27 protein-coding genes and 2 pseudogenes are annotated in these 25,206 nt (G+C 38.7%); 13 read left to right on the top strand and 16 right to left on the bottom strand.

Annotated features, from left to right (window positions below):
- Positions 1–249 precede the first annotated feature (249 nt).
- Complete coding sequence (locus GD002_RS09595) at positions 250–837, bottom strand: hypothetical protein (protein WP_153732133.1); 588 nt, start codon at positions 835–837, stop codon at positions 250–252.
- A gap of 715 nt (positions 838–1,552) precedes the next feature.
- On the opposite strand from GD002_RS09595, the gene GD002_RS09590 reads away from it, so the two are divergent.
- The 4 genes and pseudogenes from GD002_RS09590 to GD002_RS09580 all read left to right on the top strand — a co-directional run bounded on the left by GD002_RS09590 (position 1,553) and on the right by GD002_RS09580 (position 4,698).
- Entirely contained in the window at positions 1,553–2,197 is a 645-nt protein-coding gene (locus tag GD002_RS09590; RefSeq protein ID WP_153732132.1) for a lysoplasmalogenase, read from the top strand.
- A gap of 253 nt (positions 2,198–2,450) precedes the next feature.
- Positions 2,451–3,167, top strand: a complete 717-nt coding sequence (locus GD002_RS09585; protein WP_153732131.1) for a toast rack family protein — start codon at positions 2,451–2,453, stop codon at positions 3,165–3,167.
- Between the two features lie 73 nt (positions 3,168–3,240).
- Positions 3,241–3,731 (top strand): annotated as a pseudogene (locus GD002_RS17900) (nitroreductase family protein); the annotation flags it as partial.
- Positions 3,732–3,942: 211 nt separating this feature from the next.
- Complete coding sequence (locus GD002_RS09580) at positions 3,943–4,698, top strand: IclR family transcriptional regulator (protein ID WP_153732130.1); 756 nt, start codon at positions 3,943–3,945, stop codon at positions 4,696–4,698.
- Positions 4,699–4,740: 42 nt separating this feature from the next.
- Here the strand turns inward: GD002_RS09580 and GD002_RS09575 are convergent, their stop codons facing one another.
- Positions 4,741–5,733 (bottom strand): 5-oxoprolinase subunit C family protein, encoded by a 993-nt coding sequence (locus tag GD002_RS09575; RefSeq protein ID WP_153732129.1) that lies wholly within the window; start codon positions 5,731–5,733, stop codon positions 4,741–4,743.
- Positions 5,730–6,461 (bottom strand): 5-oxoprolinase subunit PxpB, encoded by a 732-nt coding sequence (gene pxpB / locus GD002_RS09570; protein WP_153732128.1) that lies wholly within the window; start codon positions 6,459–6,461, stop codon positions 5,730–5,732. The genes GD002_RS09575 and pxpB overlap by 4 nt, the downstream gene beginning before the upstream one ends.
- A 264-nt stretch (positions 6,462–6,725) precedes the next feature.
- On the opposite strand from pxpB, the gene pxpA reads away from it, so the two are divergent.
- The 3 genes and pseudogenes from pxpA to GD002_RS09555 all read left to right on the top strand — a co-directional run bounded on the left by pxpA (position 6,726) and on the right by GD002_RS09555 (position 9,537).
- Complete coding sequence (gene pxpA, locus GD002_RS09565) at positions 6,726–7,502, top strand: 5-oxoprolinase subunit PxpA (RefSeq protein ID WP_153732127.1); 777 nt, start codon at positions 6,726–6,728, stop codon at positions 7,500–7,502.
- Positions 7,499–8,719 (top strand): NRAMP family divalent metal transporter, encoded by a 1,221-nt coding sequence (locus tag GD002_RS09560; RefSeq protein WP_153732126.1) that lies wholly within the window; start codon positions 7,499–7,501, stop codon positions 8,717–8,719. Before pxpA ends, GD002_RS09560 begins: the two co-directional genes overlap by 4 nt.
- Before the next feature lie 26 nt (positions 8,720–8,745).
- A pseudogene (locus GD002_RS09555) lies at positions 8,746–9,537 on the top strand (putative hydro-lyase).
- Positions 9,538–9,854: 317 nt separating this feature from the next.
- Here GD002_RS09555 and GD002_RS09550 read toward each other — a convergent pair.
- The 5 genes from GD002_RS09550 to GD002_RS18045 form a co-directional block, all read right to left on the bottom strand.
- Complete coding sequence (locus GD002_RS09550; protein WP_153732125.1) at positions 9,855–10,364, bottom strand: YfiT family bacillithiol transferase; 510 nt, start codon at positions 10,362–10,364, stop codon at positions 9,855–9,857.
- Positions 10,365–10,982: 618 nt separating this feature from the next.
- The gene (locus GD002_RS17780; RefSeq protein WP_194841542.1) at positions 10,983–11,147 is read right to left on the bottom strand and encodes a hypothetical protein; all 165 of its coding nucleotides are present in this window, start codon (positions 11,145–11,147) and stop codon (positions 10,983–10,985) included.
- A gap of 1,305 nt (positions 11,148–12,452) precedes the next feature.
- Positions 12,453–12,821, bottom strand: a complete 369-nt coding sequence (locus GD002_RS09545; protein ID WP_153732124.1) for a hypothetical protein — start codon at positions 12,819–12,821, stop codon at positions 12,453–12,455.
- Between the two features lie 2 nt (positions 12,822–12,823).
- Positions 12,824–12,979 carry a hypothetical protein gene (locus tag GD002_RS09540; protein ID WP_153732123.1) on the bottom strand — a complete coding sequence of 52 codons (156 nt, stop codon included), beginning with the start codon at positions 12,977–12,979 and terminating at the stop codon, positions 12,824–12,826.
- Positions 12,980–13,425: 446 nt separating this feature from the next.
- Positions 13,426–13,554: a hypothetical protein gene (locus GD002_RS18045; protein WP_255425156.1), complete on the bottom strand. Its 129-nt coding sequence runs from the start codon at positions 13,552–13,554 to the stop codon at positions 13,426–13,428.
- Between the two features lie 26 nt (positions 13,555–13,580).
- Here GD002_RS18045 and GD002_RS09535 point away from each other — a divergent pair, with 26 nt between their 5' ends.
- Positions 13,581–13,718 (top strand): hypothetical protein, encoded by a 138-nt coding sequence (locus tag GD002_RS09535; RefSeq protein ID WP_153732122.1) that lies wholly within the window; start codon positions 13,581–13,583, stop codon positions 13,716–13,718.
- A gap of 528 nt (positions 13,719–14,246) precedes the next feature.
- Here the strand turns inward: GD002_RS09535 and GD002_RS09530 are convergent.
- Both GD002_RS09530 and GD002_RS09525 read right to left on the bottom strand, forming a co-directional pair.
- Positions 14,247–14,630 (bottom strand): hypothetical protein, encoded by a 384-nt coding sequence (locus GD002_RS09530; protein ID WP_153732121.1) that lies wholly within the window; start codon positions 14,628–14,630, stop codon positions 14,247–14,249.
- Positions 14,623–15,429 carry a HipA domain-containing protein gene (locus GD002_RS09525; RefSeq protein ID WP_153732120.1) on the bottom strand — a complete coding sequence of 269 codons (807 nt, stop codon included), beginning with the start codon at positions 15,427–15,429 and terminating at the stop codon, positions 14,623–14,625. Before GD002_RS09525 ends, GD002_RS09530 begins: the two co-directional genes overlap by 8 nt.
- Positions 15,430–15,931: 502 nt before the next feature.
- Between GD002_RS09525 and GD002_RS09520 the strand changes: the two genes are divergently transcribed.
- Positions 15,932–16,183: a hypothetical protein gene (locus GD002_RS09520; protein WP_153732119.1), complete on the top strand. Its 252-nt coding sequence runs from the start codon at positions 15,932–15,934 to the stop codon at positions 16,181–16,183.
- A 479-nt stretch (positions 16,184–16,662) separates the two neighbouring features.
- Here GD002_RS09520 and GD002_RS09510 read toward each other — a convergent pair whose 3' ends face one another.
- Genes GD002_RS09510 through GD002_RS17775 form a run of 3 tightly spaced genes read right to left on the bottom strand, consistent with a single transcriptional unit; the run spans position 16,663 to position 18,237 of the window.
- Positions 16,663–17,322, bottom strand: a complete 660-nt coding sequence (locus GD002_RS09510; RefSeq protein WP_153732117.1) for a GAP family protein — start codon at positions 17,320–17,322, stop codon at positions 16,663–16,665.
- Positions 17,315–18,070: a MerR family transcriptional regulator gene (locus GD002_RS09505; protein ID WP_153732116.1), complete on the bottom strand. Its 756-nt coding sequence runs from the start codon at positions 18,068–18,070 to the stop codon at positions 17,315–17,317. Before GD002_RS09505 ends, GD002_RS09510 begins: the two co-directional genes overlap by 8 nt.
- Before the next feature lie 20 nt (positions 18,071–18,090).
- Complete coding sequence (locus tag GD002_RS17775) at positions 18,091–18,237, bottom strand: hypothetical protein (protein WP_194841541.1); 147 nt, start codon at positions 18,235–18,237, stop codon at positions 18,091–18,093.
- A gap of 150 nt (positions 18,238–18,387) precedes the next feature.
- On the opposite strand from GD002_RS17775, the gene GD002_RS09500 reads away from it, so the two are divergent.
- The 4 genes from GD002_RS09500 (at position 18,388) to GD002_RS09485 (ending at position 21,307) form a co-directional block, all read left to right on the top strand.
- Complete coding sequence (locus tag GD002_RS09500; RefSeq protein ID WP_153732115.1) at positions 18,388–19,059, top strand: DUF4097 family beta strand repeat-containing protein; 672 nt, start codon at positions 18,388–18,390, stop codon at positions 19,057–19,059.
- 199 nt (positions 19,060–19,258) lie between these two features.
- Positions 19,259–19,621, top strand: a complete 363-nt coding sequence (locus GD002_RS09495; RefSeq protein ID WP_153732114.1) for an HNH endonuclease — start codon at positions 19,259–19,261, stop codon at positions 19,619–19,621.
- Positions 19,622–19,724: 103 nt separating this feature from the next.
- On the top strand, positions 19,725–20,516 hold the full coding sequence (locus tag GD002_RS09490) for a winged helix-turn-helix transcriptional regulator (RefSeq protein ID WP_153732113.1): 792 nt from the start codon (positions 19,725–19,727) through the stop codon (positions 20,514–20,516).
- A 167-nt stretch (positions 20,517–20,683) separates the two neighbouring features.
- Complete coding sequence (locus GD002_RS09485) at positions 20,684–21,307, top strand: HutD/Ves family protein (protein WP_153732112.1); 624 nt, start codon at positions 20,684–20,686, stop codon at positions 21,305–21,307.
- A gap of 121 nt (positions 21,308–21,428) precedes the next feature.
- On the opposite strand, the gene GD002_RS09480 is transcribed toward GD002_RS09485, so the two are convergent.
- The 3 genes from GD002_RS09480 to GD002_RS09470 all read right to left on the bottom strand — a co-directional run bounded on the left by GD002_RS09480 (position 21,429) and on the right by GD002_RS09470 (position 25,124).
- Positions 21,429–22,820, bottom strand: coding sequence for a sodium/glutamate symporter (locus GD002_RS09480; protein WP_153732111.1), 1,392 nt, complete (start codon positions 22,818–22,820; stop codon positions 21,429–21,431).
- Positions 22,821–22,841: 21 nt separating this feature from the next.
- Positions 22,842–24,008, bottom strand: coding sequence for an alanine dehydrogenase (locus GD002_RS09475; protein WP_153732110.1), 1,167 nt, complete (start codon positions 24,006–24,008; stop codon positions 22,842–22,844).
- 342 nt (positions 24,009–24,350) lie between these two features.
- A complete protein-coding gene (locus GD002_RS09470; RefSeq protein ID WP_153732109.1) occupies positions 24,351–25,124 on the bottom strand; it encodes an SH3 domain-containing protein in 774 nt (257 codons plus the stop codon).
- Positions 25,125–25,206: the final 82 nt, after the last annotated feature.

Here is a 25,206-nt window from a genome sequence, read left to right as displayed (position 1 = left end):
TCTCTGGTTCTAGAACAGAAATAACAAAAGAGTGGGAAATCGTGACGATTTCCCACCCTTTTGTCTACAGTCTGAGGGGAGTTGTTACACTCCCCCATCCCTTTTACTATTTATTTTTTTAAAAGAAATCAATTAAAGAGACTTTCCACTCTTTAGATACGCATGATAGTGTTCAAAAGATTAAGTATTCCTTTTTTTTTGAGTATATATTTTGAATAATAGTTCCAAACATTAAATTGATTCATCCCCTCAATGCATTTGTAATACTTGAGTGTCCAATACCTGTTTCATTAAAATAGCTGAAAATTGGATTCCATCTTTTTCGTTTAGTATATCTTTTAAATATATATTCTTACCTTCTGTATAATCTTTGGGGAAGTTAATTGATAGGTAAGTCATCTTCTTTTTTTGACTATCCCAAAAACGATATTTTATTTCTTCATTCCCCTCATTTTTTCTTAAGAACTTATCTATAGTCATACCATCTTTATACCAGTTTACTAGTCCCGTATTTATATATACATTATTCCAGGTTTCGTAAAAGGGGAAATGTGCTAATATGTTCCTAATGCATTTAAATAATTCTTTCGCTATTTTTGATTCATTTGGTGGTCTTTTACTTTCCATTTCAATAAGAACATATTTAAGGGGGGCATAATTTAGTAATTCTGCATAAATGCTAAAAAGAACATTAACCTTTGAAAAACGATAATAGGGTTCTTTTTGCCAAAAGGTATCGTTTACTTCCATTACTTCTTCGTAAATGTCATAGAATTTATTGTATGATAAACTTAGAAATTCTAATTCAGATGAATTAGGTCTTAGAAAATCCGTCATAGTTATCTCCCTTAGTTGGTTGTTTAATAATTATAAAACAATAAAAGGTGAAAAGTAATAAAAACTGAATTTATTGTACGGGAATAAAATTTGATGAATTTCTATGGAGAATCTTTAAAAGGATTACTTTTTATTTAGTAGTCATATGGTATATACTAGTATTCAGAAGGTCTTTAAACCAAGTTCGTGAATAGGTAATACTCCTTAGCGAGTAAAACCTTGATAAATCTACATTTACAAGCATAGATACTTAATTATGCAAGCCTTTGGACACGGGTTCGACTCCCACCACCTCTATATGACAAAATCAGTGGATTTCAAACAAAGAATATGAACGCCAAAACTCTTGGATATCAAGGGTTTTTTCTTTTGCATTATGTCATTTGATTTCATTGAATATTAAACGAACTAATCCTGCACAAATTATTTTCAACAATATGAACGATTCTTCCATCTAAAGAAGTTTGATTTTTCAAATTACTAAAGGAGGATAAGCAAATTGATATTTTTTTCTTAAATAGTACGATTTGTTGATATGAGCACTACAATATATATCATTAAGGAGAAGAACAATGAGAAAATTAGTTTTGCATGGAGTATCTATTGCTTACTCTGCCTTTCTTGTGTGGCAATGCTTTAGCCCATCCAGGAAGAACGGATAGCAGTGGCGGCAATATTCATACCGTATCTATGTACTGAAAAGGAGCTGAGTTGTTTGCGTAAGATCTTGATAGGTCTGATTGTCCTGATGGGATTTGTATATATATTTTTAATTCCTGCAGAACCGGTAGGCATGAAAAACGCCATGAAACTGGTTCCTATGATGTTGATTATATTATACGGTGCTCTGTCTATATCCTCCATTTCTCCACTTTATAAACGGACTATTTTAGCTGGCCTCTTTGTCTTAATGATTGCGGATGGAGTGATTTATTGGTTCATGGCAGGGCTTGCGACTTTTTTTGTAGCTCACTTGCTGTATATTCAGGCTTTTCGGAAAGAAAGCCGCAAGTCGGTGCCCGTCTTTGTTGCAATTCCGCTTATCCTGTACGGACTCTTTATGGCTGTCTGGATTGCAGGACCGCAAATGGCTTCAGGAGAAATTGTGCTTGGTGTAGCAATTATTGCCTATATCGTAGTCATATTGATAATGGGCTGGGAGGCGATTCGGACGAGGTTTCCACTTGCGATAACGGCGGCTTTTCTGTTTATCTGTTCGGATTCTTTTCTGGCGATCGACCGATTCGTTATACCGCTTCCTGCACGTGACGCGCTCGTTATGATTACGTACTATGCTGCACAAGTTTTTCTTGCTGCCAGTATTCGAAGTCAATTTAAAAGAGGTACCACGTTTTCCTGAATGGTTTTGCCATAGTTCAAGAAGTGAATTTTCGTAGGCCTGACGGTAGTGCTTTACTGCCGTCAGGCTTACGACTGAGCGAATATGCTACTGTTTTTAGAAGACAACGAGCTGTATGTCTATGAAATGCAATAATCAGCCGCAATCCAGCGTATACTGGAACGCTCAGACCTAAGTCTGACGTACAGTTCATTCATTAGATTGATTCCGCTTTGGAAAGAATCGCTTATGATAGAAAAAAAGGGGTGCTGATATGCGGAAAATTGTGATATTACTAGTGGGGATCATACTGTTGGGGATGGTCGGCTTTTGGGTGTATGGCTTGGTGAAATCGAATCATGTGTCCGGGGATTTGTCTATTGAAAAGGATCATGCGAAATCACTGGATGTTGATATTGAATTTGGTGCGGGTGAGCTTTTGATTGAAGGCGGGGCTGAAGAATGGGTGGATGGTTACATTGATACAAACGTGAAAAAATGGTATCCATCTGTTACTTACAAGAATAAAAGAGATGTCGGTTATGTGGAGATTCATCAGAAAATGAAAGGTTTTTCGGTTATGCGGAAAAATCGAAACGATTGGAATCTTCAACTGACAAATGAAATACCGGTGAATCTGGATGTCGAAATGGGTGTTTCCGAAGCTGAACTGAACTTGGCAGGAATTCGTCTCCGTCACTTATCTATCGATGCAGGAGTTGGTGATACGACGATTAATCTGCAGGATGATTGGCTAGATAGCTTTGATGTGGAAATCGACCTAGGGGTGGGTGATGCGGAAATTCATTTACCGAATGACATCGGAGTGAAATTATCCGTTTCAAAGGGAATCGGCCGAATAGCAACGGAAGGTTTCATCTCTAAAGGCAAAGGTGTCTATGTGAATGAAGCCTACGATCATTCGGAAACGAAAATTGATTTAAAAATTGATATCGGGGTCGGCGATGTAAAGATTTTGCTAGCCAAGTAGTTACCACCGGTGCCTGTGAAGAAGACTAACGATATCTCGAATCATTATTTATACGCGAAAGTTTGACGAACAGGCACCTTCCGTCGGGTTCATGCAACCATGAAATTTTATCGTCGGACCATTTGACGAGACGAAAGAAAGATTAGCGTGGGCGGTGGAAAAAGAGAGACGGGCGTTAGCTATTCATTAATGAAGACGTAGGAGAGAAGGAAACGAAATTCCTGAGCATGGAAGTGGAAGGGTTGAAGGAAGCAGAAGTACCGATCATTATTTGTGTAACATGTGATTCTACACGTGGCGTTTCACATGTGTTAGGTCGCGTTAGGTCGCAACTCCATTCCAGAAACGGATATTCTGTCAACTGCCTGAGTCATCCCAAATATGTAGTTGGCAGCGTGTGTGGAAAGACTGGCAATGGGATGGGTGAGTTTTTATAGGAAGAATGACGTTCGGGATATCTTGGGAATACTGCCTCATGTTGAACCTATTGCTCTTTTATCTATCGGTTACACGGAGAATTCACTCGATAAGGTGCCTGTAAGAGATATGAAAATGAATGCTTAATCAAATAAATAATTCTCCCATCTAAGCTAGCTATGACAACTCACTCTGTGGTACTAAAGCACGGTGAATGAGTGAAAAATTTTTAGGAAATGAATGCTCTTTTCCAACAACTAGAAAACGCTCCACTTCAATGTTATAATCAATGAAAAGAAGCGTAAATGATAAATCTCAAAATAAAATGTAAACTATCATTGAATAGAAAGGAGCCAATATGACTACAAAAAATAAAACGGTTGTTCGTTCACTGGACATTTTAAATCTATTTATTGAACATCCGGCTCTTACATTTCAAGAAATCATAGAACTCTCCGGTATTCCAAAGTCTTCTGTCTACCGTATGTTAACTTCTCTAGAAGAGATGAAGTTCTTGGAAAAAGGGGCAGATTCGAACTATCGACTGGGCTTGTTATTTTTGAAATATGGAAGTCTTGTATCGAAGCGGTTGGATATTCGTAAGATTGCGTATCCGATTATGGAGGCGCTTCATTATGATGTGAAAGAAGCGATAAATTTAATTGTGCAACAAGGGGACGAGGCAATTTATATTGAGAAAATCGATACATACCAAAAGGTTCGACTCTATACAGCGGTTGGAAGGCATAGCCCCTTATACGCTGGTGCTTGTTCACGTATTATTTTATCGTATTTAACGGATGATGAAGTCAACAAATATTTGGATTCCGTCGAGAGAAAACAATGGGCGAAGGGAACGATCACGGATCGAGAGGAGCTATTGTCATCCATTCAGGAAACTAGAAAGAACGGCTACACAATTAGTCATTCTGAATTAGAAAACTATACGTCTTCCATCGCTGCACCTATATACGATTTCAGTGGTGAAGTGGTAGCGGCAATTAGCATAGCGGGAATTGAAGCTAATTATCAAGAAGACAATATAGAAAACCTGATTCCAAAAGTAAAAAAAGCTGCGCTAGAAATTTCTAGGCAACTAGGCTATGTGGAATAATAGAAACCTTGCTGCACAAATTTACGTGGCAAGGTTTTTTAGTTAACGAACGATTTTGTAGGTAACTCCGATTTCAATTTCCCGAATGATCTCTTCCTTCAACAGCAATAAACGCTCAGCTTCTGAATGACTGACGACCTCAAATCGTAGCTTTCCACCCGGCTTCAACTGTGAAAGACTTCCTAAATCAGCAGTGATCACTTGACCAATCTTCGGATAGCCGCCGGTTGTCTGTCGGTCGGCCATTAATATGATCGGCTTTCCGCTTGGTGGTATTTGCACCGTTCCAAACGTTACGCCTTCCGACAGTAATTCAAACTTCTCCTTTAATAAAATCGAAGGTCCTTCTAGGCGAGAACCCATTCGATTCGAATGTGGTGTGACGATATAGGGTGTGTTTAAAAATGCTTCAATACTTGAGTCATCAAAACGTTCAAATTCCGTTCCTTCTATCATCCGGATCGTTTGTAGGGACTTCAAACTAATAAGGGAGTGGTAAGGTACTAACCAATCACTCGTACTCTCTGATCTTGCTAACTTTTCGTATAGCTTTTTATTCATTTCCGTCAATTCTCCGCATGTGAGGGTATCGCCTTGCTGTAAAGGTCTACCTTCAATTCCACCGATGCCTGCCGTAATATACGTGCTTTTACTTCCCATGATCCTAGGTGTGTCGAAGCCGCCCGCAATGGAAACATAGGCGCGGCAACCTTCAAGAGCGAATCCAAATTTCAATACAGAGCCTTTTTTAATAATGATTGGTCTCCAAGTGGGCGCAATGAATCCATCAATTGTTGCCTGCAAATCGCCGCCAGTAATTGCAACTACTGTATCTTCGTTAAATTGCAGTGTTGTCCCGAATAATGAAATTTCTACGGCCCCTTCATCTTGAGGATTGCCTACCAGGATATTCGCTATGCGTAATGAGTAGCTATCCATGGCACCGCTTACAATTACACCGTATTTTTGCGAGCCGTGTCTACCAATGTCTTGCAGTGTTGCTAATAGTCCAGGGTTCAAAACGTTTATCGTCATTTTTTCACCTTCTCATAGTGTGCATATTCTTCAGATGAAATAGATACAAACTTTATCTTATCACCGGATTGTAGTAGGGAAGGTGGTGACATGTCGGGCAGAAATAATGCTTTAGGTGTTCGGCCAATGATTTGCCAACCTCCTGGTGTTTCTAATGGATAGACACCCGTTTGTTTTCCTGCGATTCCAACGGACCCTGGAGCAATCGCGGCTCGTGGAGTTTCTTTTCGGGGTGTGGCAATGCGCTCATCCATTCCTCCTAAGAAAGGAAATCCAGGAGCGAATCCAATCATATAGACAAGGTATTCCGGTTCGGTATGAATCTGAATGACTTCCTCAATAGACAATCCATGAAATTCCGCCACGACTTGTAGATCGGGACCAAAGTCGCCACCGTACAGTACAGGAATCTCTACTAGTTTTCCTTCTGTCTCTTGGGCTTCAGATATATGTGTCGCTAATTCATTGATATAATAGTTAACTTTTTCTAAAGGAGTACCTGAAATCGCAAATGTATTTGAACGATGGACTATATACGGAGAATAGTACACCGTCAAATTATTATACGCTGGAACCGATTCGATAAAACCATCAAATGGATGTTCATTTAGTAACTGTGTTAAGTTCTTCACTTGTTGATGGATGTCTGGATGAATACCTTCTCCTAATTTAATAATTAAAGCGGAATCTCCAAGAACTTTACTAACCAAAGTAGGCATTTTTTTCATTCAATCAACTCCTTCTAGTGCCGAAAAATGAAACTTTAATTCTGTTAAATGAATCTTAGTTCCATTATAAATTGCTAAAGTGAAATTACAAGCATAATAACTAGTAAATAAAAATACTTTCTATTTTTTGATAATAATCTATTCAACAGTAGAATTCTATGATAAACTGGTTTCAAGTTTAAAACCTTAGTTTCGAATTTCGGGAATTAATAGTTTGTAAACGCTTACTAATGAGGTTTTTATAATGATGAGGAGGTCATTTGCATGGTGAAAGTAGATGTAAATAGTGATTTAGGAGAAAGCTTTGGCCGGTATACGTTAGGTGAACAAGAAGAGATTTTAAAATACGTCACGTCTGCCAATGTAGCATGTGGTTTCCACGCTGGTGATCCATCGGTGATGAGAGAAACGGTGAAGTTGGCGATCGATAATGGTGTTCGAATTGGTGCACACCCAGGATTGCCTGATTTGGTTGGCTTTGGCCGTAGAGATATGAATATCACGCCTCAAGAAGCGTATGACATGGTAGTTTATCAAATCGGTGCACTGCAAGCATTTTTAGCCGTACATAACGAACCGATGCAACACGTTAAACCTCATGGTGCACTGTATCAAATGGCATCTAAAGATAAAGAAATCGCACAAGCTATTGCGCAGGCGGTATATGATGTGTCGCCATCACTCGTATTATTCGGCCTCGCCAATAGTGAACTGACAAAAGCAGGGGAAACGATTGGTTTAGTGACGGCGCATGAAGTATTTGCGGATCGGACCTATCAATCAAACGGTATGCTGACTTCACGTGCACAAGAAGATGCGATGATTACAGACCAAGAGCAATCGGCTAAGCAAGTGATCCAAATGGTGAAGGAAGGGAAAGTGATTTCTCAGCAAAACACAGAAGTTCTTCTTCAAGCAGATACGATCTGTATTCATGGAGATGGAGAAAACGCGGTGGAATTTGCGAAGTATATTACGGATTCATTGAAGAAACAAGATATTGACATTACGTCCTTTCCTATAGTGGAGGTCTCTACATGACAGAGAATAAACTAGAGTTAAATCAAGATCAAAAGAAAGTCACAAGAAGTGTTCTGCTTGGAGCGGCCTTCTTGATGGCAACGTCTTCTGTAGGACCTGGTTTCTTAACACAAACGACAGTTTTTACTGAAAGATTAGCGGCCAGTTTCGGATTTGTTATATTAATTTCATTGATTCTGGACGTCTTTGCACAAATGAATGTGTGGAGAGTTATCGCCGTTTCAGGGTTGCGCGGTCAAGAGATTGCCAATAAAATACTACCTGGTTTAGGCGTACTACTTGCTGTCCTCATTGTAGCAGGTGGATTAGCGTTTAATATCGGGAACGTCGCCGGTGCAGGATTAGGTCTCAATGCGATGCTTGGTATAGATCCCATACTAGGTGCCATTATCAGTGCCGTATTTGCAATCTTCATTTTCCTTGTGAAAGAAGCGGGGAAAGTGATGGATAAAGTTGTAGCGGTAGCAGGTATTCTCATGATCGTTTTAGTCGTGTTTGTAGCATTCAAGACGTCTCCACCAGTAGGAGAAGCAATCGTTAGAACGTTCAATCCAACAGAAATTAGCTTCTTTGCGATTGTCACGCTTGTTGGTGGAACAGTGGGCGGCTATATTACATTCGCAGGTGGTCATAGATTGTTAGATGCCGGAGTTAAAGGTATTGAATCCGTACCACAAGTAACGAAAAGTTCGATCACAGGTATTGCCGTTACAGGAATTATTCGTGTGGCACTATTTTTAGCTGTTTTAGGTATTGTCTCTCAAGGCTTAGCAATTGATCCAGAAAACCCGCCAGCATCTGTATTCCAGTTAGGCGCAGGGGAATTGGGTCTGAGAATGTTTGGTGTGATTATGTGGGCAGCAGCAATTACGTCCGTTGTTGGTGCTGCGTATACATCGGTTTCATTTATTCGTTCATTCAGTCCAGTCATTGAAAAGTATCATAACTGGATTATCATTTTATTTATTGTCATATCGACATCTACATTTGCATTCGTTGGACGACCAGTCAATATTCTTTTATTAGTGGGTGCGTTAAACGCATTAATTTTGCCGCTTGCCCTAGGGACCTTATTGATTGCCGCATATAAGAAAGACATTGTTGGGGAATATAAGCATCCACTATGGTTGACGATCGGCGGAGCCGTTGTCGTAGTAGTGATGGGCGTGCTAGGTGTGATGACATTGATTGAACAAATTCCATTACTGTTTAAATAAGTAGATGCATACTGGAGGTTTTACGAATGAACGATTATCGCTTGATGAAGTCTAAAGAAGTTAGAGAACTCATCCGTAATCGGGAAATTACTGGTCAGACTTCGGGGATGGCCAAAGGGTTTACGCAAGCGAATTTAGTTATCTTGAAAAAAGAACATGCTGTTGGCTTTTTATTATTTTGCCAATGAAATCCGAAAAGTTGTCCACTGTTGGATGTAACTGAGCCTGGGTCATTCCATCCGAAGACTATAGCTAGAGAAGCGGATATTCGTACAGATATCCCGAGCTACCGAATTTACGAAGACGGTGTGTTCACAAAGGAAGTCACGGATATAACGGAATACTGGGAAGATGATATGGTTGGATTTTTACTAGGCTGTAGCTTTACATTTGAAGCCCCCTTGCTAGAAAGTGGAATTCCTATACGACATATCGAGGAAAATCGTAATGTGCCAATGTATAAGACCAATATTGCTTGTGAGAAAGCTGGCATATTTGAAGGACCGATTGTAGTAAGTATGCGACCCATGACAGCTCAAGATGCCATTCGAGCGATCCAAATTACTACGCGATTCCCGGATGTGCATGGCGCACCGATTCATCTTGGCGATCCGAGTGTTATTGGAATTGATGATATTTCGGCACCAGATTTTGGGGAGGCAGTGACGATCTATGAAAGCGAGATGCCTGTGTTTTGGGCATGTGGCGTGACACCGCAAGCGGTAGCTATGGAAAGCAAGCCGTCTATTATGATTACTCATTCTCCTGGCTGTATGTTCATTAGTGATGTGAAGGATCATGAGTTGAGTGTTTTATAAGATGTTGAAGAAGTTCTCCAATCGACTAATCGGTTAGAGAACTTCTTCATTTTTAAAGTATTTATTTTTTTACTTAATAAATAATTTGTGCTTTGAAATATCAGCTGTAAGAGGATTAATATTAAAAGTACATTTACGTCACAAAGACGGGTAATGCTCTTTATAATGAAAATACAAAAAAATGACAATTATTTATACAATGAAATCACTAAAGAAGGCAATCAGAAATATAACGAAACGATTAAAACGAAAAACACGGAATAAGAAATGGCGTACCCCCTCGGAGATCAGAATACCTGATTTCCGGGGGGCATTTTTCAATTTTCCAGAGCGATTTTTATATGCGCTAAGTGGTGTTCTTCGTGCCAAGCTAATTTCGCTACTTTTGCCGTTACTGTGATTTCACCATTTTCCGGATGAATAAACACTCGGTTGAATTGGTCCTCTGTTAAATGGTGGACCAGGTACACAATGCGCTCATTGATTCCGTCCAGCATGTGAATCGAGCTTTCTACGGGAAGTTTCGTATCTGGAAGAACAGCCCACTTGTCTTGGTCAAATACGCATGCAGTCGGTCGGTCATCTGTTATAGCGAGCTTTAATCGCTGGTACATGGTCAGCTGGGAATCTGCGATATGATGAACGAGCTGACGTACTGTCCAGCTGCCTTCGCGGTACGTTTTGTTTAATTCTTCGTCACTCAATGAATCTACCGATTGTCTTAACCGGTCCGTATACGTTTCAATTTCCGTTAGCCATTTCTGGATAACTTCTGCGGTTACTTTTTCGGGAACTTGCAATGTACCTATAGGTAAAGTCACATCCATTTTATTCGCCTTCTTTCTGTCGGTAGTTTAGACTTGCTTGTCTAGTAAATATACCATTAATGCAATAGTCATCAAACTATTATAAAGTTTCAGATCGTTATGTTGGTGAGAATTTACGTGATTTGAAGGAGGTTGGTCATGTTAGAATAAAAAGGGATTTTATGGGGCGAATATAAATGAATATATTTCGTTTTAGCATTACAAATTGATCCTGTTTACCTTCTTAAGGGGGAGCGGTGTGATTCTGTTTGGAAGAACCTGTCGGCAGGGAAGTATTAAAATACCTGATCCCAATGAAAGACAGAAATAATTTTAAATTGTTTCTGAACCTTATACCTTTTCCTAGAAATATACATTGCAGAGGGAAAAGCATGATATAGGTGCCGGAACTTCACGTGATATCAAAACATTTCAGTAACATTTTGATGTAGTGAGGAACTAGTACTTTATCATGCACTGGCAAGTTTGTTTCAAATTCTGTAGAAGGGTTTCTAATCGGTACATGTCTTGAATTCTTATAGAGAATGTACTGTGTTCCTAGCTGCACAATTTTAACTTGGTATCCAGGTACTGTATCTTGCCTATATTCTGCTGTTTAACTGAAAAATGTTTTTCCTTTTACTTACACCCTCTTTTTTCACAAGTAACCCGTTCAGCTGTATCTACCCAATCTTCGCGGTTATCATCAATCCTGGCTCCGCAAGCTGTATATTTACCTTTCTTTACATGAATTTTTCCACGCACTAATTTTGTTGAGTCTCTTCCAATGTATTTAATGTTCATATCAATTATCTCCTATTCAATATATTTTCTTTCACTTAGTGGACCAATTACATTGAAACCCTTCTATATTGCGCAAAAGATAGGTTACTTTTACTCGCCCTACAATTTACACGAATACTGAATATCTTGCCAAATATACGAGTCTACGTTGGATTATCCCAATAGAACGAATAATTTGTAAATAATAGGGCTGATATAAACATAACAGATATATTGAAGTTTTTCAAGTTGAATAAAAAAAGAAGACATTTTATAGTCTTCTCTCACATTACAGAAATATTTTTTCAATCCACTATCAACACAATCTCAATCAAGTTAAGAAAATGTGAGTGATAGACAACTTCAGTTTATAAAATACCATTGTTTATCAACAGAATCAAGTGATAGTAGGTGTTTTTCTTTGATGGACTCAGGACGGAAACTATGGGAAGTTATTGGTGTTTCAAAATTAATGAAATAAAGTTGATGTATAGATATTGTGTAATCAAAATTATAAGATATGTTTATGATAGGTTTTCAGTTTACATTCCAGGATTACTTTGATCCTTAGATGCCATTCAATGGGAAGGTCATTAAAAATAGTTTAAAACTTCCGGTTTTTAACGTAACTTTGCAACAATAGAGTCGTTCTTGAACTATATCGGGATCTGATAATTTTTTAATGAAACATTCGCCTTTGTTTCATTAAAATCGACTTCCGCAAGTAAGCTTCAGGCCATTCACTCGGAAAGTTGGGAAAGGAAAATAATCTCTATCTACAACGTTTCGCAGAGAAAGGATCTGAGCAAAAGGCGATTTTGAATAAGTGGCTAATAGGAGATCTCGATTTTTTTATTGAGCGGTATGTGAGCAAAAGCATTCCATTAATATCAGGACGAAACGTGCCGAAGAAGTTTTTGTACGTGCGATATACGGAGAAGTAGGTTTGCAAAGACATAGGACGCAGTGGAAATGAAAAGTGATATATGAGAGGATCTGTCTGTAATCGGTTCATTAATGGAAAAGAAGATATCAAAGCAAAAAAGCTTGAAAAGAAACTCCCTAACTATACGTTCCACTACGAGCAGGCAGGCCATATGATCGCAGAGCCGGGGTAGTCCGCTATTTTCTATCCAGAAAAGAATGTACACAATACCTGCAAATAAAGTGCACCCCAAAAGTTAGATAGTAAATCTAACTTTTGGGGTGCACTTTATTGAGTAGATAAGAATTCCAACTGGCCAATTTCTCTACATTCGTATACTAGCTTTTTAAACATTTTTTAGCTTTGTATTGTTAATAAAATCTATAGAATTATTTTATTGTTCACCAAGCTTCTTCATCTGAGTTTAAAAAATCTTCAATTTTTGCTAATGCACTATCAAGATCAAATCTATTCATTTTTCCTATATAATCATTAGTTGAAAAAAGCATAGTCTCTGTACTTGCCAAGCAGTTTGCCTTTACATAAGAAGCATCACGCAAACCTAAAGCACGCCAGCCGAAAATAGGAGATTTCCATTTGTCGTATTTTCCATCAAAGTCCTCAATCTCTGATGTTGTAATTGTTGCGAAAGATGCTATTAAACAATTGTCATCTTCTATACTTAACACTACGATTGGTCTTACTTCAGATTCATCAGTTCTTGGATTGACGACTCTAAACCAATAAACATCACCAATCTGTACAATCATATTTACTTCTTAAACTCTTCAAACCATTTTTTTTGCTGAGGATCTTTATCATTTATTTCAGCATAACCATTTGTAGCTTTTAAATGGGGTATTTTTGATTTGTATTTTTTAAATAGACTATTTGGATCTTTTTTGTTTATCAAGTTTGTAGTCTCCATGTCTTTTTCCTCCTCATTGCACACACACATCACTTCCTTATATATAGTATATGTGTGAGTATGTATAATAAAGATTTTTATTATACCACATTTACTTGTGCTGAATCCTATAAGAAAGAATGGACCTAACCATTAATACTATCCCACATTTACATCCAGTTTAAACCACTGTGATAGGTATAATATAAGTTAGTAATATGATTATGAAAACCAGTTGGATATATTCAGATAATTAGGTATAGAAAAAGTTTAAGAAAGACCGTAAGTTATCGTGTAACAGACCAAAATCAAAATGCTCAGTCTCTTGCTTGTTTAATCAAAAAATTAACTGGCTCTATATTAAGCTGAAAATAATTCCTGTTTTTTTGTTGTTTTGGATAGAGAAGCTTTCTTTTGTTTGCAGCCAATAAAAATGAACAGTACGTGTTAAATATCTTACGCTTATTTCAACCTTCGTAATCGTCATTGATCAATAATTCACCATATAAGTAGGCCAATTGGTCATGAAATCCCCAACGGATTCCATCTGTATCCATTACGATTTGTTCCAATCTTGCCTGATTATAAACCAACAAATGCAATGCTTTCTGAGGCAAAAGCTGTGGCGGAAGCAGTCAAAGAGAAGACACAGGAATACTTTAATTTTAATGAAATCGAAGAAGTGCGCTTTGATGGGAATCAAAAGGTATGGATATTAAAAGTGAGCGACGGTAGCGAAGTGAAAGTGGAAGATCGGTGAGTGAGGTTGATTGTTGTTATTAGGGGTTGCGAAATAGTGAGTAGAAGAGGATTCTATTAAATTAGGATCCTTATAGAAGATGCTAGTGTAGAAACGATAAAGCTTGTTCAAATATTTTATATTCAGATAGCCAAAGTAGAGAGGACAGCGATATGGACAAGCAGATTGATGAGTTAGTACTACCATTATTGTATGTAACTCCATGGGAAGAAGAGCTAGCGAAAAAATTGTGGCTAGGAGAAAAGGGGTGATTGTATAATTTGTATCAGGTTTGCAGCTAAACTTAGAAGCCAATCAAAAAAAAGTAACCAGCCTCCACTACGGCCTAAGTAGATGAGATGGTTACTTTTTAACATCCTTCCAACTGTTCACCAGCTCTTCAGGCGGATGTCAGCTGCATTGGTGGTTAGTGTAAGGTACCTTGCTTCGACTCTGAAACAAGAAAATCGTTCTTACACGATGTTGAAAACGGGTACCTATATAACGAAACATTTATCTTAATTTCTCTCACAGATTGCTTTTCGCTAACTATTTTGCTTCCGGATAATACAAATCTTTTCGCAGGCAGACGTCTTTATGAGTTACATGTTCTCCCTTGAAGCGTAGCCAAATTTCATCATCCGCCATCACACCATGTGTTTTATGGACGATGCCCCAGCGATTATAAGCTTGCATCCCTAAGCTTTCAAGCAGTTCATCGGCATTGGCGCGGGTTGGCGGGAAGGTACGCCATTTCAACCATTTTTCAAGTTCCTCCAGTGAGATATGTCCTTCCATATCCGGTGAGAACTGTTTATTGAAACCGGTTATATAATTTACCACATAGGGAGTGCCACCATTGGCAGGTTTCAAATCCACGCTTGCAATGACTTCATCCATCCACATCACATCAAATTTCATGTAATCAATCATGAGTTTCACTTCCTTCAAAGAAAAGATGAGCGAGACGTGGATCATGTAACTGAGACCATAGCACTTGTTTCGCCCGGCCAAAATCGAAATGTTCAGCCTCCAGCTTGTCTACTAGCTTTGTTTTGTTAATAAAAGGGGGTCCCTTGTATAAAGAGAGTTGTTTTGAAAAATTGGAATTAAACGGTTTTGCTATCACTTTGCGAGCTAAGACCGATACAGGCTTGCCGGGTGGGTAATCTGTTTCATCGGAAAGTAAACTTAACCCATTATCAAAAATAGGAGCAAGCCGCCATGTTTTTGCAAACGGGTTATATAAGAATAGAATATTATTCGTGTGACGATCTTCATTAAGAATTAACGCATCGAATGCCAGCATACGTGACACTTCCTCACGTACGTCCAGTCCTGTGAATCGCTCAACTTGTTGCAAAACTCGCTTAAACTTTTCATCAGTTGACAGCGATTGATCGTTCAAAATCAGATCGCTTGAAGTGAAGTTTGCTTCAAAAAGACGTTCTAATGTGACTTCTTGTAACTTTCCCCGAAAGTCTAGCGAATAGCAGCCGACCGATACTTCCTTATTTGGTAAAATAATTTCGCACGGGGAGTATACCACATACTCTTGTGTAGGTAAGGTGGAACAATATAAAATCAGTGAGGATAGTACCTCTGCCTGTCCTTCATAGCCTCGGGTATTCTGTTTAATCCACTTCTCGTCAATTTGCCATTTAGACTGGTCTCCTTTACTGGACGTACTTATCATTCGATCGACGTTGGCAGGTATATAAATTTTCTCCATACATATCACATCCAGTAAGTAGTCGCGTGTATCTTTGTGCGTATCGATTGGGTTTGTTTAAGGTTCAAGATTGTTTTTACATAGGTGCTTTTTGCTAATTCATCTTTCTTTATCATATCAAAATTCAATTGAAAATACACGGGGTGGCGTCTGTGAATAAAATAATTTCCTGCTCCATTAACTCTTCATTGTAAAAGTTTATACATTTCTATCTCTCAAATTTTTACCGAGTTTAGACACCGGGTTACTGAAGCTTAAAATGTAATGTAGTGCCTGGTTTTTAAAAAACTGGAGGTAAAAGGTACACGCTCCCTGTACAGTTCAGAATTGTTTGAGAACCAGATACTATTAATAGGCATGATAATCAAATGAAGAGAACTGGTAATTGGTTATCTCTTTTTATTCTGGAAATCAGGTTCTACTTTCTATATCATGTAAATATAAACAATTCAATTGGTCAAGTAGAATACCAAGGAAATTATATTTGACAGGGGGGAAGACGATGGAGAGAAAAATAGTAAAGTCGGCAATTTATTCGTTGATCGGTTCTTTTTTATTATTATTTGCCGTGATGCCTAGAGAAAAAAGTATAACCGATTTCGATGGTATGTCTTCAATTGAAATCATTCCGTATTCAGATTTTTTCTTTATGATTGCACTCTATTCTGTAAGGATCACACTAGGCGTACTGATTTTGAGCGGTTTCGTGTATTTTGCACAGGAAAACGAGAAAAAGACTTCTGTCAAGACTTAAAGAAGTCAGTTCCCATGCGTTGTTCCGAATACGGGGATAAGGAATGGAAGTAATTAAGGTGTCTTTCTTTGTATGACAAATCTGTAATTGCCAATAGTGTCAGCACTGGCCTATTATAAGGGAGTGTATCGAGTCCTCCGGATGAAAGGGAAGCAACCTGATGAAATGCTTCGGGGGACATGTCGAAATCCAGAGCGATTTGATAATATTTGGAGCGTGATGTTTCAAGCGTGATACCATTCCTCCTGATGCAGAACCGGTAACTCAGGCAAGCACAGTGATGAAAATATCTTCAGAGATGAGAAAATTTCCTTGCACACTCATTAACGGTTCTGCCAGTTTTTCGAATTTAGATTCCGTTTTAACTACTGAATCAATTCGACAGTAGTCCTCGTATTGGCGATAGCCGCGATCGATCATAGCACTTAAAGCGGCTAGGCACACGAACTAAAGATGTCTAGAGCTCCACTTTATCTACCTCATAAATAATCCAAACTATTAAAAATTAACATCAATCCAACAATACACATGATCCAAGAAAGAGCAGATCCGGTTTGCCCTTCTATTTTATCTCTCAATTTTTCCAAAGAACTGTGTATTCTCTTGCCGAGCAATTGGTATGCCACATACACCAAAAGCGAGGGAGTGATCATGATCAAGTTATATCCGACCAACAACAAAGGCCATTCCATCCAAGCTAGATGGGAGGCTGCCATGATGCCGATTGCCGCAAAATAGGGAAAAGCAGTGCCGACTTCGATGAGTGAGGTCGTGAATCCTAAGGCAATCATTGGGGATGTGCTAGTAAATTGGGGGGCAAGTTTCTGGGTTTTCTTTTGTTTTTTCGGTGTATAGAAGCTTCCGAAGAACAGCAGGATACCCATTGTGAATGCAGCCCAGCTCACTAGTTTGTTTTTTAGAACATTTGTCATATGATCAAGCAAAAAGTCTAATCCCAGCATGAGAGAGACCCCGACAAGGAAGTAAAATCCCGCTACTGTCGATAAATAGACCAGCAGATGGGCAGTTAACTTTTTAGGATTCGTTAACAGCAGATAAATTGTTACGGCCAATGTGGCAGGACTTAGCATATCCAGTAATGCCATGCCTCCAATTAGAAGAACGAGCTCGTTACTCATTCTGACTCTCTTTTCCTGCTGCATAGATAGCGTAAGCGTCTTCCATCAGCTTTAGCACGTCTTGGTCAATCGGATATAGCCCTAACTTTTCTGATTGAGCAGCTGACATTCTGATCTTCCAAAGTTTGTCGATAAATTCATTTTCCTCTTCGAAATCCTCTAGTCGCTTTTCATCCATTCTTTGAATAATAGCTTGAACGCTTGGTGAATGCGGTCCGTCTTTTGCATATCGCTTTAGTTGCCCAAGCAGAGCCATCCATTCAAGTGAATCGGGTTCGTCACTTGACATGGTGGGGACTTTTTTCCACAAATCGATCTCTTCGTTATTGAAAATTGATTCACGATAATAGGTCTGCATGTCTTGGTCTGCGTGTGATAATTGCATAAATTTTTGAATAGCTGTCCATTCATCTTCGCCTTCTACTTCAATGCCATTGATTAATTCGCGCAGAGAATGTTCCATTTTCTTTAGGTTATGTTGTTTTTCTATTATATACGTTAGCTGTTTATCTAAGCTTTCTGACCAATCCCAATGATCTGAGTCGAGCATCGTTTTAATTTCTTGCAGCTTAAAACCGATTCCCTTTAAAAATTGAATTTGCTGCAGTTTTTTTATTTCTTCATTCGTATACAAACGATGTCCGCCGTCTGATTTAGCTGCCGGTTTCAGTAAGTGTATCGTATCGTAGTATCGCAATGTCCTGACAGTGACGCCTGTCAGCTCTTGCACTTTATTTATGTGTATCAAGGGAAACACCTGCCTTTCTGTTAATCACTTTTTCCCAACATTACACTTTTCAGCAAGTAACCTGTTCCTAGTCCAATCAATACACCGGGCAATGCCAGGTTAAGTGCTAGTCCGATTCCTGCTCCCACAATGACACAACCATAAATAAGCAGATCCTCTGTTTTCATGTGAAAACTCCTCTCTAGAGTAATAATATAAAAGGCCTTATTTCCACTATACAAAATGACGTTACGTAAGCATCAAGTTTTTTATTACACTTGAAGCTGACGCAGCGGCATCTTGTACGATGAGGTTTCAGGAGAGGAGTGGCTAAGGCAATGAAAAGAAATACCTTTTCTATCGTATTGATAATTATTGGGGCTATGTGGACTAGCGGTTGTTCGAATGACACAGCCAGTGAGGATGTACAATCGACTTCGATAAAAGATATAGAAACCATTCATATAGATTATGGGAGTACGAATGTAATGTTATATTCAACAAATGAAACAGAGTTGGTAACGTCCTTGCGCTTATTTGATAACGGTCCTGGACTCGTTATGGATAAAGGTAAAAAGGAAGTGAAGCTTCGACTAAAAAGTGATGTGAAACGTTTGGTCAAAATTGGCCGAATGCCTCAGTTGGCAATAAGTATACCAACTGCATTTACAGGCGATTTAGTGTTGAAAGGATCTTCTGGAAATATTATAGGAGAAGATCTGGAACTTCATCAACTTGAGGTCCATGGAAGCAGCGGAAATGTGGAACTTGATTTCAAAACATTCCATAGTGACATTGTTGTTAATCTAACAAGCGGAAATATACATGTCCAGGTAAACGATGAGCAACTGGATGCCACCGTGCTTCTACAATCCAAAAGCGGAAGACATTCGAATGAATGGAAACTGGATCATCATAAGCAAAGCAAGAAAACAACCAGTGGAACGATTGGCAGCGGAAAATATACAGTAGAGCTAAAAACTACTTCTGGGAATATTAAACTGGAATAAGCGTGAAATAGCTAGGAGATTTTTAAATTAGTTGGTCTATGTTTGACAGCGTCAAGATGTTAGATATCTTTAATTTAGACCATATACTGTGAGTTCAATGTGAATTATGTATTTAACCCCATCTGTTTGAATAGTAGATTGTAACTCAAACTTTTGCGATACGCTTCATCCCTTAACTGAAACAGAAAAGTTAGAGCTAGTGAAGATCAGAATCGGGCAAGAAGTATTTAGGAAACCAATTCTTGCGGTCCATAAAACCTGCGCATTGTGCAATATGAGAAACGTAGAGTTGTTGGTTGCCAGTCATATAAAACCTTGGAAGGACTGTACGTCAGATGAAAGATTGGATGTTGAAAATGGTTTACTACTATGTCCCAATCATGACAGCCTGTTTGATAAAGGTTTCATAAATTTTGACGATGCAGGACAAATTGTGATAGCGGAAAACCTTTCGGATACTGACAGAATTTTTATGAATGTAATGGGTTCCATGAAAATTATCTATACAGAGCGACGACAAAAATATATGCAATGGCATCGGACATATGTATTTCGTAAGTAGTAGAAATTAACTGTAAAAAGTAATCAACTTAAATAAAAAATCGTACACCTTGTATCCTTTCCAACCCCTCTCTTCTATATAGAAGGAAAAAGGGGTTTTTCTTATGACACATTATCTTTCTAGTTACGCAAGATTCACGAATAAAGAGGAAATGGATGTAGCGGTATTTCAACATGTTGAACTGCACTGGAATACGATGAACAAAACAGACCGCGCTGTTTTGGAAATGATCCGTTGTTATTCTGTAAAGTATCTAGCATCCCACTTGAAGCATCAGACGATCGAAACGAAACTCGGTCTATCAAATTCCACAGTCAGACGGGCTCTTCGCAAATTGGAGAAGCTTGAGATCATTGAGCGTATTCATTTTGTAAGACCCATCATGAGTGGTCTAGGCGCCAATATTTATGTCATTTTGCCTGTCAATGACCAGGGGAAAATGGACAGGGGGGAGCAGGTGGTTGAACCCAATGAAGACGTAGTTTCGAAGACCATTACAGGAAATGAACCTTCTTTTTATAAATCTCAAAACACTAAAGAGCCTATAAAGACGTCTCACCTTGAAGATGAAAAGTTATCCACAACCTTGTTTGCGAGAATGAAGGAGCTTCTGTCGTTAACTGGAGATGATTCAAAAACTCGTGAGTTCTTTGGGATCTATCGAGCGTTAACAGGACGCTTGATGAAATTTGAGCTATACCAAGACTCAAAAGAATTGTTTGAGGATTTGGGATACCGAGCCATGTATATCAGCGTAATGGCGACGAAGAAAAAGAAGATCCGTAATTTGCCGGGTTATTTCAGTGGTGTACTACGAGAGATGATTGATGAGGCGTTTTTTAAAGATATTCATCGAGAGTATACAGTTTCAGTAGAGGAATTGTATTTCACTTGATAGGGAGGCTGTGTGATAGGCATTCAGTAGTTTTTGATTTCATGTGAATGGCTACATACCATTGCGCACAGAAAACTTTTAGCTGGTTCGAGCTCTTAACATCCTCCATTTTAATGATAGAATAAAAGGTGAATTAACCTAAGGTTTAGAAAAGGAGAACAATTAACATGCCGTATTCCATACAACTAATTCGAAAAAATGATCAAATAACGAATGAATGGTCAGGTGGGCTCACTACACAGCTCGCCATTTATCCTGAGGATGCAGACTATGCAAAGCGAAACTTTACATGGAGAATTAGTTCAGCCATCGTTGAAGTAGAAGAGTCTGTTTTCACTCCACTCCCAGATATTCAGAGGTTACTAATGGTGATTGATGGAGAACTGACATTGAAGCATGAAGGGCATCATCAAGTACATTTACAACCTTATGAACAAGATCGTTTCTGTGGAGGATGGACGACTCGAAGCTTAGGTAAAGTTAGAGATTTCAATCTGATGTTGGCGGAAGGATGCGATGGAGAACTTGAAGCCATTGCTATAGAAAGAGGTGATCTTCACGTAATCGACAGTCCTAACAATTCGGATGGACGCCAAATAACTGAAGCTTTTTTTTGTAATCATGGACCGATTCATCTATCGATTGATAGTCAAGAAGTTATTGAGGTAGAAGAGGGCGACTTGATCCTAATAAACAGAGAGCGTTTGGAACCGAGCATTTCGATAAAATTATTCAATAAATCGGAAGTCGAAGCGAACGTTATAAGAGCGAGAGTGATTTTTGATAAGTAAGGTACCTGGTTTCCACTAAGGACACATCATCTCCTCAGTTTACACATATAAGGGCATAAAAAACCTCCGCCAATAAATTACTGGCAGAGGTTTTATTGTTTTATTCTCTTCATTTATGAGATTACATATTGGACTGTTCAGTTTGCGACGTCGCTTCTGGGCGATCGTCGAATGGGATTTTCCAATACCACCATTTACATTTAATTGAGATGATGACACAAACGATTGAAATTGCAATATAAATACCAGCGAAGGCCCAATGTTGCCCACCTAACAGCATTGCGGGCCCAGCCGACCAGGCAAAAAGTTCAATTGGCGTGTTAAGAGGTCCGACAATGGCTGTATCTGTTAACGTTTTTGATTTGTTCTCAGGGTCTATAATACGTAATAGTGTTAAGCCAATCGCGAATACTCCCGTTGCATATCCGTAAATAAATATGGAGCGCTCGAACCAACTTTCATAGTTCATAGCAGGTCCAACAAGCCATAACAATACCATTACGATAATAATACCAGATAACATGAGGAGTCCTAGCGGTAACGCATATTCCATAATTACTGGCAATTTTATAGAAGCCACTCCGAAAAACACGAGGAAATCTGTCGCGGAGCTTCCTAATCGAGTGACGACATTTTCATCGACAAATTTATAAACGCCTTTTTTCCCTCTTCCTAATACAATGTACATTAGCAAGGCTACAATGAACGCGATTGTAAATGTCGGGAAATCAAGTCCCCATGTATTTGCAATATAATCATTTAACAAATAGCCTAAACCAGATGGGATCAGTATAAGTGCAAGATGAAATGCAAGCGGATCAAGGGCAACCGGTGAAATTGTTTCGTCTCCCATAGAAGTTCGATTCGCAGGCTTCACCAAACCTGTTCTCATATCATCTGAAATTTGAGAGAAGTCTTTCACATAATGAGTATAGCCTCTTTTCGTCGCAATTTTGATAGATATTAATCCGCCAAAAATGCCCGCCAATATCCCAATGGTAGCCGCAGTCATCCCTAAATCTGTTGCAGCTGTAAATCCTAAATTCTCAAAAGTAGAGCCTACAGCAGCTGCTGTTCCATGTCCACCGTAGAAACCAGCGGCTAATAGTAATCCAAATCCATAGTTAATATCAGGAATCCAACTGGAAATAAAAAATATAGAAAATACGACAGGTACACAAATCAGGACACACATGACCAGTATTTTATAAGATGCATAGGCACCCATTCGATTTAAGTCGTTTTTCATATTCCCTGGAGAAAAAGAAAATCCGTTGATTCCTACCGATGCAAATACAAATATAATAATGACTCCTGCATACGAGCCGATATCACCTGAAAACGGCAATAGATTTAAAAATCCGGGTCCTAATGCTAACCCTAAAAATCCTGCTAGTAAACTGGCAGGGATGAAATTTCGTTGCAAGAATTTCACTTTTGCACGTAAATACATACTTAGAAAGATCAGTATACTTGCGAACGTGAAGTCAACCAATAATGTATAGAGCGTCATAGTTGCGTACACCTTTTCTTATTAAATTTTTATGAAGTTATCTGATTTCGCGACTGTAGCAGGGGGTGCGGGGTTTAGCTTCTCCTGTGCAATATGTAAAATATCTTCTGGTTTGATCCACGGTCTATTTTGAACAGCGCTTGTTTCTTCATGTGTAAGGTACCCTTTATACGCTGTCAGGCTTCGTCTTAAGTAGCCATCTTTGATACAAGCTTCCTGTACGCCCACATTTAAAATAGATCTCAGATGACCTAATACGGATGCAGCGTACGCTACGGAAGTAGAGTTCGCGATAGCTCCTGGAATATTACTAACGCAATAATGAACAACGCCATTTTCAATATAGGTAGGGTTTTCATGAGTCGTTTCACGGAATGACTCAATTGCTCCGTCTGTATCATTGCTAATATCTACAATGACGGATCCTTTTTCCATCAAATGAAGCATGTCTCGATCGATTAAATAATCTTTGCTTCCTTTTGGCCATTTCACACAGTTAATCACCATATCGATTTCTGGTAGTAACTTTGCGATGTTTTGCTTTGTAGACAATTGTGTATTAACTTTTTCGTTATACACTTGTCCAATTTCTCTCATGGTTCCAAAATTTATATCCATGACGGTACACCAAGCACCCAATGAATGAAGTACTTGCAATGCCGATTTTCCGACTAATCCTCCGCCAAGAATAAGGACTTTCATACCCGGAGCACCTGCAAGCCCACTGACAAATTTTCCTTTTCCACCGTTGATCGTTAACATCGCTTGCAAGCCCATTAACGCGCCTTGTTTGCCTGCTGCTTCACAGTTTACAGATCCAAAACGATGGGAGTCTTCTGCTGTAAACGCAATACATTTACTGTCTAAAATCGCCTGAACTTGTTGTTCATGCGCTGCTGGATGAATGCATGTATAAATAATTTGGTCTTCTCTTAGTAACTTGTACTCCGCTTCTTCAATTTCTTTGACCTTCGCTAAGAGATCAGATCTTTCGTACATTTCTTCTACTGTTTCGACAATTTCAGCACCTTGCTTCTCGTATTCCTCGTTACTGAACCCAGCCTGAAGTCCGGCATCTCGTTCAACAAGAACGGTATGACCATCCGCTTTAATCGTACTCACTTCTAAAGGTGTGGCAATTACTCTGTACTCTCCAACTTTCCGATCTTTCAACACGCCAAATATCATGTCCGTTCCTCCTACATAAACTAGTTGTTCTCCTAACAAGCTACTGTTAAAGAGATCGTGTCTCTATACTAATTCTTATAACCATTTACAAAATTCGAATTTTAGAGATACACTTTATCTATCTTAAATGAGCAAACTGTCAGTTTCAATAAGAAGTTAGTTTTTAGACCTATATTCCAAAAGTTATCCTGTAAGAAAAAGTACTAGATATAAATTAATTACTAATGCTTTTTTAGTGTGTCATAGATGTGTGCGTATCAGTTATCTTTCATTAATGTACAAGCGTGAAAATCGCTGCCCTGGGAAAACTCAGAGCAGCGAAGTTTATGTTATGAAAGTTACTTATTTTCCTACCTTTACAGATACCAACTCAGTCGTTACTTTTCCGTTGCCGGCTGTAATTTTAATGAGTCCAATTCCTTTTGCGAAATACGCTCGGGAGCCGTTCGAGTAACGAAGAATGACGACATTTCTAAAGGTTCCTGCTTTCACAGTTATCGTTTTCGTTGTACTTTCCACTAGAACTTGCTCTTCAGAAAAGTAATCCATTTGTGTAACGTACGTACCTTGTTTCAATGGATAGGGAACGTTCACAAAGATGAAGTCTGAACTTGATACGCCCATCATCAATCTATTATTATCCTCCATGTATGTGAAGTTGGACAATTCTGGATACAACGGACTCTTCCTATTATATAAATAAGTAAATTCATCTTCTTTTTCTACATAGAACGTCTCTTTTTTATCTTCGAGAATAGAGGGAGCATATGTGAGAATTAACCCATCTACGGGCGTCAGACCTTTCGTGACAGTAGAGGGCGCAGCTTTCGGGATATTCTTAGATAGTGCTGATGTATATACATATCCTTTGTTTTTACCAGCTTGCACATAGGACCAACCATTTTTTGAAGATAAAACAGTCACAGTTGAATGGTTTTGAATACTTCCCAACTTATTTGCATGTTGATCTGGTTTGGAGCGTAGAAAAATATCCGTTTTCGCATTCACATACATCTCTGTTGTTTTTGCTGCGTGGGTTGTCTGTAGGGGAATTGCCAAAGAACAACTGAGTACCAATAACGTAATAGCCAATACCAATTTTTTTATTTCAATCACTCCTACTAATAGTTATTTACACACAAGTCTATGGGGGAATAGCAGTTAGTAGAACTAGGTAGGGCGTTAATCAAACTTTGCA

Origin of the sequence: Sporosarcina obsidiansis (assembly GCF_009651005.1) — a bacterium.
Taxonomy (GTDB): Bacteria; Bacillota; Bacilli; order Bacillales_A; family Planococcaceae; genus Sporosarcina; species Sporosarcina obsidiansis.
This window is presented reverse-complemented; position numbering and strand designations above follow the sequence as displayed.

Coding starts and splice junctions, on each gene's coding strand:
- GD002_RS09595 (WP_153732133.1), bottom strand. CDS start 837: ATGACGGATTTTCTAAGACCTAATTCATCTGAATTAGAATTTCTAAGT.
- GD002_RS09585 (WP_153732131.1), top strand. CDS start 2,451: ATGCGGAAAATTGTGATATTACTAGTGGGGATCATACTGTTGGGGATG.
- GD002_RS09580 (WP_153732130.1), top strand. CDS start 3,943: ATGACTACAAAAAATAAAACGGTTGTTCGTTCACTGGACATTTTAAAT.
- GD002_RS09575 (WP_153732129.1), bottom strand. CDS start 5,733: ATGACGATAAACGTTTTGAACCCTGGACTATTAGCAACACTGCAAGAC.
- pxpB (WP_153732128.1), bottom strand. CDS start 6,461: ATGAAAAAAATGCCTACTTTGGTTAGTAAAGTTCTTGGAGATTCCGCT.
- pxpA (WP_153732127.1), top strand. CDS start 6,726: ATGGTGAAAGTAGATGTAAATAGTGATTTAGGAGAAAGCTTTGGCCGG.
- GD002_RS09560 (WP_153732126.1), top strand. CDS start 7,499: ATGACAGAGAATAAACTAGAGTTAAATCAAGATCAAAAGAAAGTCACA.
- GD002_RS09550 (WP_153732125.1), bottom strand. CDS start 10,364: ATGGATGTGACTTTACCTATAGGTACATTGCAAGTTCCCGAAAAAGTA.
- GD002_RS17780 (WP_194841542.1), bottom strand. CDS start 11,147: ATGAACATTAAATACATTGGAAGAGACTCAACAAAATTAGTGCGTGGA.
- GD002_RS09545 (WP_153732124.1), bottom strand. CDS start 12,821: ATGATTGTACAGATTGGTGATGTTTATTGGTTTAGAGTCGTCAATCCA.
- GD002_RS09540 (WP_153732123.1), bottom strand. CDS start 12,979: ATGGAGACTACAAACTTGATAAACAAAAAAGATCCAAATAGTCTATTT.
- GD002_RS09530 (WP_153732121.1), bottom strand. CDS start 14,630: ATGATTGATTACATGAAATTTGATGTGATGTGGATGGATGAAGTCATT.
- GD002_RS09525 (WP_153732120.1), bottom strand. CDS start 15,429: ATGGAGAAAATTTATATACCTGCCAACGTCGATCGAATGATAAGTACG.
- GD002_RS09520 (WP_153732119.1), top strand. CDS start 15,932: ATGGAGAGAAAAATAGTAAAGTCGGCAATTTATTCGTTGATCGGTTCT.
- GD002_RS09510 (WP_153732117.1), bottom strand. CDS start 17,322: ATGAGTAACGAGCTCGTTCTTCTAATTGGAGGCATGGCATTACTGGAT.
- GD002_RS17775 (WP_194841541.1), bottom strand. CDS start 18,237: ATGAAAACAGAGGATCTGCTTATTTATGGTTGTGTCATTGTGGGAGCA.
- GD002_RS09500 (WP_153732115.1), top strand. CDS start 18,388: ATGAAAAGAAATACCTTTTCTATCGTATTGATAATTATTGGGGCTATG.
- GD002_RS09490 (WP_153732113.1), top strand. CDS start 19,725: ATGACACATTATCTTTCTAGTTACGCAAGATTCACGAATAAAGAGGAA.
- GD002_RS09485 (WP_153732112.1), top strand. CDS start 20,684: ATGCCGTATTCCATACAACTAATTCGAAAAAATGATCAAATAACGAAT.
- GD002_RS09480 (WP_153732111.1), bottom strand. CDS start 22,820: ATGACGCTCTATACATTATTGGTTGACTTCACGTTCGCAAGTATACTG.
- GD002_RS09475 (WP_153732110.1), bottom strand. CDS start 24,008: ATGATATTTGGCGTGTTGAAAGATCGGAAAGTTGGAGAGTACAGAGTA.